5 protein-coding genes are annotated in these 12,576 nt (G+C 54.4%); all 5 read left to right on the forward strand.

The features are described from left to right. The first annotated feature begins 135 nt into the window (after positions 1-135). The 5 genes from FYC48_RS14975 (at position 136) to FYC48_RS14995 (ending at position 12,498) form a co-directional block, all read left to right on the forward strand. Positions 136-5,790: a hypothetical protein gene (locus FYC48_RS14975; protein ID WP_149497528.1), complete on the forward strand. Its 5,655-nt coding sequence runs from the start codon at positions 136-138 to the stop codon at positions 5,788-5,790. A gap of 53 nt (positions 5,791-5,843) precedes the next feature. Next, positions 5,844-6,737: a hypothetical protein gene (locus tag FYC48_RS14980; RefSeq protein ID WP_149497529.1), complete on the forward strand. Its 894-nt coding sequence runs from the start codon at positions 5,844-5,846 to the stop codon at positions 6,735-6,737. Between the two features lie 265 nt (positions 6,738-7,002). Further along, complete coding sequence (locus tag FYC48_RS14985; protein WP_149497530.1) at positions 7,003-7,803, forward strand: hypothetical protein; 801 nt, start codon at positions 7,003-7,005, stop codon at positions 7,801-7,803. Positions 7,804-8,251: 448 nt separating this feature from the next. Further along, a complete protein-coding gene (locus FYC48_RS14990; RefSeq protein WP_149497531.1) occupies positions 8,252-10,468 on the forward strand; it encodes a caspase family protein in 2,217 nt (738 codons plus the stop codon). 161 nt (positions 10,469-10,629) lie between these two features. Beyond that, complete coding sequence (locus tag FYC48_RS14995) at positions 10,630-12,498, forward strand: gluzincin family metallopeptidase (RefSeq protein ID WP_149497532.1); 1,869 nt, start codon at positions 10,630-10,632, stop codon at positions 12,496-12,498. Positions 12,499-12,576: the final 78 nt, after the last annotated feature.

Here is a 12,576-nt window from a genome sequence, read left to right on the forward strand (position 1 = left end):
CGTTCGCGAGGCCAAGATGGTTTCGCGTGGCCCAACTGAGGGAGGGCCGGCTGAGACACATCGCTGATAGGCCGCGAGTTTGTTGGTTTGCACCAGCGCATAACTCTATCAGCAAAAGCAACGGAACGGATTCCAATGAAGAGCCCCCTGGCCCGACCGCCGGCGTTATTTCTGATCATGATTGCGGTCACGAGCTTCGCTTGGACTGTGACCAGCGTGATTTCCTCGCGACAACAGAATGCCCGCACGCCAGTCTCTCCTGATAGAGCGGGCACACAGTCGGCGGACGGCATTCGGCAGGTTCAAGACGAAGTGAACTTGCGGCAGTTTCACCGCACGGCGAATCCCCCGTTGCGACCCGAGCTGACGGAGGCGGACAAGAACGTTCGTCAAGTCAATTGGATGCAAGCGCCGGACGCCCAGCCAATGAGTTCGGCGGGGCCGGCAATCAAAACAGTTCGCCAGACCGTTTTAACGAAGACCATCGAGTTCGATGATCTCTCGCCAGACAAACCGGTGATCTTGGATCGCGAATTCGACGTCGAATTGATCGTTCCGAAAGAAGTGACGACCGCCACGATGGAGGGCAAGGAGCTTGAGGTTGCCGACGCCCCTTCTGGTAAGAAGGTCACGATCAAATCAACGTCCTTGAACAGCGACGGAAAACTTCGCATCCAACTCAATGCGACCGAACGCACGCTGTACTACCGGCTCGTCGATAACAGCCAACAATCGTTGAAGGTCTATGGGACCACTCATTCACGTCATCGTGAATTGGAACCAACAGTCGCTGCGTCGGTGATGCAGGTAGTTTATCTATCGAATGCACGCGCGTTCCTTCGTATCGGTTGTACTTCGGTTCGATCCGCCGACGATGTCGAAATTTATCGCTTGATAGAAAACGGCGGTGTCTACTCACTGGAAAGTCTTGAAATCCAGGCGAAGGACACCAGCAATCCGGTGATCACCAGCTTTGACGTCGCCATTCCCGGAGGTGGGAATGCCCCACAATTCCTGTTGATTCAAGAGGTCAACACGAACGCTGTTTTTCGAGCCAAACGCTTGGTCGAAGTGACCATCAATGATCCGAGTTCAGTCGTACGTATCGAATGGAACGAGGTAGCAGACCAGCGACAACTGCAATCAGTCAGCACTCCGAAGCTGACAGTCGTTGGCGGAACCGGGGATAGCAATGATATCGATATCGTCGTTGTTGAAGAAACGGGCGAGGTCCCTTCGCCGCTTACCGTTATCCATCAAAATTCAGCTCCGGACGTCGATTTGTTGCAGTTGTCTTCTCCAATCAGTGGCGGCGACACCAATGTCCGAACGTTGCGGATCAAGGCGGTTGCGTATCTCGGAGATGCGCAGCTACCCAATGTGTCCGCGGTTCAAACCGTCAATCTACTGCGGCGTGATCTTGTCCCACAAGAGTTCCTCGACAACGGGGTCGGTGTGATCCCCGGTCGCGCGGAGCTTGCCGTTCGGTTCCCCGCCGTGCACCAGTTAGTGCTGGAGAAAGATTCCAGCGATCCGCCCAAAATCGACTGGTCGAAAGTCATCACGCTGACCGGCCCTTCGGGAACCCCCATCGAAATTGATTCGTCGAAAACCAATTTGGACGCTGCTTCCAACAGTATCCAAATCGGTGTACCGGTCAGCGAAATCACTCCCGGCCGCTATCGGTTAACGCTATCGAACATCAAGGATCAGTTCGGCAACGAGTTGGCCATGAACGATCGGGGAACCCGTCAGTATGTCGTCGAGTTTGGCGAAGGCGGCATCATCGAAGGTTCCGATGGCCCCGCCGGACGTGTGATGCCGGGGATCTATGGTTCAACCGGAAAGTACGTGCCCTATTCGGAGTTCACCGAACCGCGGGATGTTCCTGACGGCTTCAATCCCAACGACAAAGTCGAAACCCGCGTCGCACGGTTGTACTTCTTCCGTGATGCCCACCGTGTTGCGCAGATCATCAACCGCAAGGTAAAGTCGCACAATCGGCATGGTGTTTCGGTCAATCGCCAATTGGCCGATCAGGCGCGGACGAAGGCAGACCAATTGACCCAGGCTCGGCAGCAAGCCGAACGCGAAGCGATCCGCCAAGCAGGCGAGTCACGCCGGATCGAAGAGAAACTCTCGGACGTGCGCCGAAACTACGATCGCACCGTCGCCCGTCTGCAACGTGAAGCCGTGGCAGTCAAGGCCGAGACCGATGAAGAGAAAAGAGAGGCAGGGGCGGAAGCTTTGGCATCGATCGAGACGACCGCACGTCAGTACGCCGCGCAAATCGAAACCTTGGAAGGCCAACTTGATTCGGCCCGCCAAGACGAAGTCAATGCTCGCGAAGTCGCCGCCCAACAAGAGTCAAAAGAAGAACTCGCCCGCCAGGAACAGTTTCGGCGTGAAGTGGCCGCGGCCCATGCCGATCCAGACACCTATGCCGAAGGCGTTCCCAACAGTGATGATCCGATCGAACAGGTGTCTATTTCAGTCATCGGGGAAGGACTGATCCACTTGCGTGGTCCGCTCAAGGGCATCAATCAAATCCGAATGATGATCAATCAGATCGATTCCCCGGTCGGGCAAGTTCGCATCAATGTGCATAGCACTCAAATCAACGGTGACGACGCCGAACGCCTGGAAGTGGTGTCTTCACGGATTCAAACCTATGTCGATCAGGCAAGGTTCTTAACCGTGCAGTCAGCAGAGATGCTGCGCAAAAGCGTCGCGATTGTAGCAGCCCATCGCGCCGAAGAAGCGCGGGCGCTTTATCCCGGATCGACACAGCACGAACGCGATCAACGCTACTTGTATTCGTTCTTTGGCAAGGACTTCATCGACGAGTTGCTCGCCATGGATTCCGAATTCCTGCAGTCGGGTAACAAGCTGATTTCGTTGCACTCGATGGACGTGACCAGTCTATCGTCGGCGCTATTGATGTTGGCCTTGGCGGACAACAACACTCGGCAAATGATTCTGGAAGAATTCCAGCGTCAACTTCAAAGCGAACTACCTATCGCCGAGCAACGGTACATCGATGCCGGGATGCACCTCGATGCCGGCGGCTGTGGTGGATGCGGTCGATGCACGGACTGTCAGGACGAATGTCATCGCAAACCGGTGATCGACCGAATTCACCAGATGTGGAAGAAGCATCACGGACCGCCACCGTTGTATTCGCTTTCACAAAACGCGGCCTTCCAATCACTCTCTGGATTCTTTGACGCGACGATCCCACACGGAGAAACGATGACTCCGCTGCAACGAGAATTCATCGCACTGGCACAGATTTTCAAGAGCCGTTTGGTCACCGAACTCGAATACAAGCAGCGAGTGATGGAGCGGGCGTTAATCGAAGATCGGCTCGGCAATCGTACCCAAGAATTGCGAGATGCGAAGAGTCGTGAGGACGCGGCGCGAGTTCAATTGAATGCGTCACGCAAAAAGAAAATCGCAGCTCTGGAACAAGTCGTCGTCGAGCTGACCAAAGCACAAGCGGCGATTCGCGCCGAAGCAAACGAAGCCAAAGCGTCATTGCAGTGGATGGATACCAATTTCCGGGAATTCATCGAGGATATGAATGGGACGGAACTGCGAACCCAGTTTGCCGAGTTTCAAAGCTCGCAACGACCCTATATCGGAGGGAAACTGCTGTTCTATGGAACGATGATCGATCGGGCAGAGTTCACTATTTCCAAATTGCCAGACGGTACCATCATTCTTCGCAACTCCGATCCAAAGAACTCGGATCATATTCGAAAGTCGCTCGACATGGCGTTTCTGAAAACGACCGCCTTGGCGACGGCACTGACGAATTTTCAAACCAAGACGCGTCCCGAACCCGTCGATCGTGTCAATTCAATTCGGGCCGAACTGCAACAGCGGATGTGGGAAAAAGCCATCGTCAAGGATGCCGACGGTTTGCTGACGATCAAATTGGAATCGTTGCAGGAACTCGCCGCCGACTATGCCGAACTGAAAGTGCTCGGCATGGAGTTACTTGAACATCAGCGACAAATGGCCGAGAAGCGTCTCGCTTTGCTTCGCGATATTCGCGACCCGGCGACACCGTTTGAACTGTACTACCAACGATGGAACAGTTATCGCAACTATGTGGAGTCGGTATTCGCCAACCATGACGAAAAAGAGCAGATCTTCGCACACCTAAAGAGTGTTGATCGTCAGTTCGACATCTTGTTGGAAGTCGATGTTCAAACCAATTTTCGCTTGCAAGAAGCAAACGCGGCACGTCGACCGCTGGATCACAAAAAATTCCTCGACATGCTGATTGATGACTTGGAAGAAAAGTACATCGAACTACTCGAAGGCACACGCGCCCACACCGCCAATATCGACAACTATTTGAAGCGATTGACGACGGCCTTGGATGACGATTTCAACACCCAGTTTTACCACCCGACGTTTCGAAGTGTTCGACAAGCGAGTCAGTTTAAAGATGTCGAATTCGGACAAACCGAAACAACGAACGTGCTGGCGAACAACCGTGCATTCTCGAAGGTGTCGCCGAGTGCGACGATGGAGTTCGACCTACCGCAACGCGATATTTTGATCCGCGAAGGCCTCGATTCGGCACTCGCGATCTATAGCGATGTCGGTGCGCTAATTAATGATCCGAATCTACTGGCACTTGCGGCAAGTCAATCCGGAAACTCACCGTCGGCCCCCGGCGCGGGAACCACTGGCGGCTTCGGCGCGGTACGTAGTGTTCTACCGGGCGTCAGCGGGGATACCTCCGAAGCCATCTTGGCACAAAACGCAGGGACCCGACCGCGGTACGAGTCGAATGTCGAAAAGTTAATCCCCGATCCGGCGATCTACAAATTCGAAACCGGGACCGGGTTTGAGATCCGTCCCGTAATTGAGCCGGACGGGCAAGCGGTCGTATTCGATTTTAACTACATGTACACGACCAACGTACGCGAACCGGTGCGTGCCGACGAAAAACATCTCGGCCGTGTCAAACGACACTTCATCGATACCGACGTTCAACTCGCAAACTTCGAATTGCGCGAAGTCAGCCGTTATGTCGTCGCGCTCAAAGCCGAAAGAACCGCCAACGGGGTGCCACTTCTTGAGGACATCCCCGTCGTCGGGGCGTTGTGGCGGCCACTGCCCAATGCCGAAAAATCGCTGCAGCAAAACATCATCATGGCACAGGCAACAATCTTTCCGACGTTGTTCGATCTGATGGGCCTGCGTTGGGCTCCCGCGGTTGCCGATTTAGATCCACTCCGATTGTCGAATCGTGAGTTCATCGTCCGCGGCCGACATCGGTACCTAGAAAACCGAGTCTACGATGTCAGTAGCTCACGCGTCGATGAATTCCTGCGAGTGCCTGAGTCCGAACGCCGTTCCGATTTGTATCGCTCTCAATCGACGATCCCCTCGGTACACCCGAACGGGTATCGAGGCGATGGCCTGGACTACCGCAATAGCGAACTGCGTGAAGGCTACCAGACCGACGAAGCCTATCCGAACTCGCGGTACGTTCCTGACAAATCTTCCGAAGGTTCGTTTCTACGACAGCGTACTCCGGGTATCTATGACACCATGCCGGGGACCGATTACCCATACCGTGAAATCGATCAAGGCGAACCGGAAAGCCCACTCCCCGAACCGCAGTCAGCAGTCCCCACGTTTCGTGAGTCGCTGTCATCGGGATTCGAAGACGGCGGTTTTGGCGACAGCCGATTCGAAGACAGCGGGCGAGTTGAATCGTATCCGTCAGTCGTTCCGATGCAGGACGCGCCGGGGTGGGTGAAATGATCTGTCGCCGAAACAATACCAACCATGCTCACCTACCTTCATCGCACGGACGCATGAGCAGTCAAACCAGCAATACATCAACCACACCACCGGACGCACCTATCGTTCGATCGGTTCAAGTGAAACGTCGCGAAGCGCTGACCGCGATCGCTGGAATTGCGGCGTCGGTCGTGGTGGCTGATACGGGCAACGCGACCGAGTCGCTTGTGCCACGCTCACGACGAGTGCGGAGTCCACAACGCTGTCGCCTACCGATTCATCCTTACCAGCACGAGTCGTTCTCGCCACCGTTGTATGCAATCAGTTTGCCGTCCCAGTCGGTGACGCCGACCGACTCACTCCAGCGGCAGATCGACCGCGCAGCCGACGGCAACGCAGATCAGGTGAATACCGCCGGGAAACGGTTCCGGCCATCGCGGGCGCGTTTGGAAATCGATCATTGCAGTGTGACCGATCTGGTGTTGGACCTCTATCCCGATGGAGCTTGGATGATGTCGCTTAAGGCGAGCCAGAATCGAATGAGCGACTCGCTGCCTCAGTCGACTTATCCAGAACACATCGCACTATTGCGAAATGAGTTCACCGTGGGCGCGTACCTTTTAGCCAGTGCGATCTTGCCACGAACGGAAACGCAAGGCACCACGCTCAATGCCACCTCGGCGTACGATCGACTTGATGAAGGACTGGTCACCGTACCGCCACCTGAGTTAGGAAATCTAGTGGTTGACCATGTGCGCCCCGCGTCGTTCTGGGTGCAGCGCCATCGACCGCGAGTGAAATTTTGGCGGGATCGATTGCCGTCCGCAATGATGAGTCAAGATGCAATGCCACTGTATGGAAAATTGCCGCAGTACACCCAGGTCCAATCAGTCCTATTTGAGTTTTACTACAAACTTGATCCCGTAAGTTCAGCCGGGCAATCAATACGACGACTCGACGGACGCTAGGCAATTGAACACGAATGATTCTGCTTTAAGTCATTTCACTCTCCCACTGGGAGATTCGAGCCATCAAGCCCGGAGAGGGCACCCTCCCCGGCCGTTTGCTCGTCCGCCGCTTCCGCAAGCGGGAGGGTGTTATCCAGATGTTTCCCCCCAAAGACTCGTGTTTACCTGCTTGGTCATCCGCTAGCTATAAAATCAGATTCGGCTGATCGACAGTTCGGATGATGACGAAACACGATTGAGCGATAATTAAACATTAGGACGTTTCATGTATTCGACCATCAAAGTTGATCGATCAATCGTGACGCTGGGAATGCTGTTAATGGGACTGGTCACACCGGTTTTGTCGCAAGCCCAACAAGCGTCTCATGCGCGGGTTTCACCGGTGTTGGAAATTGAAGTGATTGATCCCGGAGTCGACGCACGTGGAAATCCCGCTGTCCTACTTGAAAGTGACGGCGAAGGGCTATTGGTGGATATTCCACCGACGGTGTTAGTGCATCGCTATTACTACACCGGGGATCGTGAATTCCAGGGTCCCCGTTTGCCAGGTGGACCAAGTATCGTCGTTGCCAATCATCCCAAAACAGGAGAACGAGTTTACGTCTCTGTCCAAATGTTACCGGGGGCACCCTTGGTTCGTTACACTCATCGACTAATCGAATACGACTATGGCGATCGCGGCTTGTCGGTGATCTTTACCAAAGATGGTGGGACGTGCACCAAAGTCCGCAACGGCCGCAAGCTGACAGAGAAATTCAGCCAGGCGCTTCACCTTGATGATCTAAAAGGAATTAAAGACGACCTGACGCCGCCGCGTGTCCCCTATACCGAACGACTTGCGATCTCGGCAAAGGCATCGCTGTTGCGGATCGAAGAAGTCGCGGCGCCGATCACGCAACCGGCAAAGCACTTGTTTCGCTTCATTCCAGGGGCCGTCGCCTTGACGGATCCTCAGACTGAAATCGAAAACGCGCGGTTGGTATATCAGCATCAAGCGGAAAAGGAACGTCAGCGGAAAGACTTTCAAACGCGTCTCGACAATATCGATCAACGAACGCTGCGATAATTGACTTCGATAGAAGCCTCAACGTGAGTTCAGTGTGAGTGGTCGACTGAGCCATTGCCTAAGTACAGGACATCCCGGCAATCAATTCGGATGAAAACTAGCGCGCGTGGGTAACATTTTCCACACGCCGAACGATCGTTTTCAACGATATTGGTGCCGGATTACCTGCGTCTGCTTGTCGTTACTCCGACAGCACAGGTTCTAAAAAACGCCGTTCCCGGGCTCTTTTCTTCGCGACCTCTTTGACTCACGTCCCCGGTCCATTTACGCTGGTCATCCGCAGAGGGGATCTCGGATAGCCTTTCAGGTGATCGTCATCGTTTACGGTCGAATTGCTCACCCCGAAAGGATGTGACCGCAAGCCGCCCCGAGTTGTGAACCATGGTTCCGGTCGTCCTTTTCTGCGCTGACGTTTCCAGCTTGATTCACCTTCCGTCGTAGGCGTTCCATGAGTCACCGGCCAGATTACCGCAGTTCAGCTTCCGGATTTTTTGCCTCACCTCCGGCCGTTGATCCAGCAACGATCAATGCGCTGCGTCGGCACGTAATCAATCTAAATTTCGGACAGCTTTCCTCCAGCGGCGGCTTCACCAGCTCCCGTCAAACGGTTGCCGAAATTTTCCAGGAACACCTTCCTCGTTGGATTCATCACCGTCGTGACGAAGGCCCACACCGAGTTGTCTTGTACGCGCACGGTGGATTGACGTCCGAAGGTTGGGGCCTGCACACCGCCGCGCATCAGTACAGATGGTGGCTCGAAAACGGTGTCTATCCGGTCTTCTTCGTTTGGGAAACAGGGCTGCTGGAAACCATCTGGCAATTGATTTCAGGTGGCGAGCGTTACCTGCCGCAAATGCAACGAGCCGCCCGAGCTGGTTGGTTTGACAACTTAAAAGATCAAGCGATCGAAGCGGTCGCGAGACGCCTGGGGGGACGCCGGATTTGGGCCGGTATGAAGCAATCCGCAGAACGGACGTTCGCCGCCGACGACAGTGACGGACGCTACGTATTGCGTTTGATCAGCGACTTAGTCGATGCAAACGATGATTCGAATCAGGTCGAACTTCACGGCGTCGGACATAGTGCGGGGTCGATCTTTCTGACTCACGCGATCGCTGCAGCGTCCGAGATGCGGAACGCCCAACAGTTCGGTCGTTTTCGCTCCGCCCACTTCCTCGCCCCGGCGATGACGTGTGAGCTATTCAATCAAAAACTTGCCGGAAATATCGGTGCGGACAAGATCGTCGAGAAGCTCTGTCTGTTCACGATGCGCGACGAATTAGAACGTGTCGATCCGACGATGGGACCGTACAGCCAGTCGTTGTTGTACCTCGTTCATGAGGCATTGGAGATTGACAAGCACGAACCGTTGTTGGGACTTGAACGTTCACTGCGCGAATCCGCAGATCTGGCCAAACTCTTCAAGCTCGCTAAACCACCGAGCGACAAAATCCGAACTACCGAAGTCGTCTTTTCCGATACGAGCATGGCATCGCCCTATGGGGATCAGCCGGTACCATTGACGCACCGAAGCGAAAGCCGAACACATGGCGGTTTCGACAATGACCCGGCAACCATGCAAAGTGTGATTCGCCGGATCAAAGGGGTTCGTTTCGATCATTCGGTCACACGCTTTCCTGATGATCGCGGTGTTCGTGGTGCCAACGTGCTTCCTCGTTCGGCATCGCTCTTTCAGCAACCCGATTCAAACTGCGATTGCTCTGACCCGCCAGCGCCGACACCGGCACCGGGGCCCGACAAGAATCCTTCCCCACCGTCCTTGCAGGGTACACGCAAAGCACTGTGTATTGGGATCGATGAGTATCAGCAACACCCACTCGGTGGCTGTGTCAACGACATGCGAACCTGGGCGTCGGCGTTGCAGCAGCACGACTTTGACGTTGACTGTCTTGTCAATGCGCACGCCACCCGTGAAGCGATCATCAAACGGATGGAAAATCTGATCACAAGTAGCCGGTCAGGAGATTCAATCGTGGTCCAGTTTGCCGGGCATGGGACACAAGTCCCCGACATCGATGGTGACGAAGCCGGTGGCCAGTTCACCCAAGGCTTTGACGAAGCACTCGTTCCGTACGATTATTTGGAAAGACGCGTGGTTCTTGATGATGAAATCGGAGAATTGTGCCGGCAAACTCCCAACGGAGTGACGTTGACGCTGATTTTCGATTGCTGCCATAGCGGAACTGCGACGCGAATGTTCATGAATCAGTCCGTCGCGTTAAACGCCGGTGAACGGGCTCGCTTTATTGATCCAGCGTATTTCGTTTCTCGCAAGGCTGTCATCGGGACACGAAAGGCTGTCATCAGCACCAGAAAAGCTGTCATCGGTACCAGAGACTACAAGATTGGCACGCGAGACTATTCCAACGAACGCTATCTCGCGCCGGGTACCCGGAGCGCCGAAGATGCTTATCAGGGGGCCTCCGAAGTCTTGTTTACCGCTTGCCGCAGTGACGAAGTCGCTTTGGAAAGTAACGGCCAAGGGGAGTTCACACGTCGCGCGGTCGCGGTGCTTAACCAGGCGGGTTCATTGTCGGTTCAAGAGTTCCATCAACTTATCGAGCAGGCCTTCGGCGAAGCTCCTCGCCAGCATCCAGGTGTTTATTGCGATCCGCAGAAGCTGCAGAGCGAACTTTTTGGGTAGTGTTTTATCGATCTCTGAAGCGAAGATTAGCCGACGGGCGTTAGCCCCGGTTATCACACCGAAACCATGGCTAACGCCCGTCGGCTAATCCAAACTTCAGATGATGACGAAGCCCAAAGCACCCAGCCGGATCATCTTCCTTTTTCAGCGACAAAGAATCGATGGTTGAAAAGTTCCATCTCGGTGATGGCGTCTTTCGTGCGGGAAACGTACGTCCCTACCGTCCGCGTCCGAATGATCCTGTTCATCGACCACTCAATATCTTCTCGACCAATCCCGGCGACTCGTCGCTGGACGGGTCACGTGTCGTTGCACGCGTTCCCTACGAGGAATTGAAACCCGGTCCGGTTGGGCATTACTTCGAAGTCATCGGAGATGATTACTCGACCACCAGCTCCGAGTCACCGCTGAATTTGAACGACCCGCGGTTGATGTGCACCAGCGGGATGCCCCCAAGCATGTCGCGTCCCTTTCACATGCAAATGACCTACGCCGTCGGAATGTTGACGTATGAGGCCTTCCGCATGGCCCTTGGGCGAGACTTGAATTGGGGGTTCGGTGATTCAGGTAAAACGCGACTGAAACTGTATCCCTATCATAGCGAGATGCAAAATGCGTATTATTCACGCGAGGCGGGGGCAGTTCACTTTGGATGGTACCAAACTAAAGATCGGTTGAAGGACTACGACGCAGCGGTCGGCCACTCGCCGAGAAACCTCTGTCGAGGAAAGTTTTACACGTCGCTATCGCATGACATCATCGCCCACGAAGTCTCTCATGCGCTGCTCGATGGATTGCGGCCCAATTTCATGTATCCCTTCCATCATGACACGCTAGCGCTTCACGAGGGGTTTGCTGACCTTGTCGCGATCTTTCAGCATTTCAGCCATCGCGAATTATTGCGAGCGGCGATTCGGCAATCCAAAGGTCAGATCAAAAAATCACACTTGCTGACCGACGTGGCACGTCAGTTTGGCCAGACGATCTCACAGCATTCATCGCTACGAAGTGCGATCGATCGGCAACGCCAGTGTGGTGCCGACGAAGAAACCGATGACCGAGTCGTTTACGACCCTCAGCTCGGAATCCATGGACTGGGATCGGTGCTTGTGTCGAGTGTGTTTGACGCCTTTATCACCGTCTTTGATCGCAAAGCGCGTCGATTCATCAAAATCGCGACCCAGGGAAGCGGCGTGCTGCCCGAAGGCGATCTGGACGAATCGCTAGCCGACGTTCTGGGTGACCTGGGTAGTAAGCTGGCCAACCAATTTCTGTCGATTTGTATTCGTGCGATCGATTATTGTCCTCCTGTCGCTTGTACATTTGGCGATTTCTTGCGGGCCATGATCACGGCGGATCACAACCTCGTACCGGATGATCCCTATCAGTACCGAGAAGCACTGGTCGATGCATTTATCGCCCGCCAAGTCCCGATCGAAGATGTCGAATCGTTGGGTGAGGCTTCACTTCTCTGGCCTGACTTAGATTATCCGATGGATGATGGTCTATTAGCGGTCATTCAAGAGCAATCTTACGAGTTCACACGGGACGACGATAGCGATCAGATGAATCAAGCACGCTATGTCGCGCGGGCAAGACGCATCGGTGCTTATCTGTGCAAACCAGAGCACCTGGAAAAACTAGGGCTCTATGCACCCGGGCGAGACTATGCAGAGTTCGCCAGTGTTGCTCCGCCGACGATCGAATCGGCACGGATCAGCCGCCGCGTTAGTTCGGATCGTCGTTTGCTAACCGAACTGATTGTGGAAATCACGCAGCAGGTCACCATCGAACGCGGCGGTTGCACCCAACCGATCCTTCATGGCTGCACGGTAATCGCCGACTCGGGAGGAAAGATCCGCCACATCATTCGAAAACACGCATCGCAAGTCCAAGATCAATTCTTCAAGCAACTCGACGACTGCTATCTTACCCGTGAAGACCATTGGGATTTGATCGGCGAAGGCTGGCAACCACGCAAAGGAATCATCGCCGCCATCCATCGCCACGAATCACAATCCAGAACATGACGCATTTTTGCAGTAGTTGACTTACGAAAAATCAGAGATGCAAGCGACGCCATCGTTCTTGGTGATCACAGTAGCGTC

The sequence above is a fragment of the Roseiconus lacunae genome, from assembly GCF_008312935.1.
Taxonomy (GTDB): domain Bacteria; phylum Planctomycetota; class Planctomycetia; order Pirellulales; family Pirellulaceae; genus Stieleria; species Stieleria lacunae.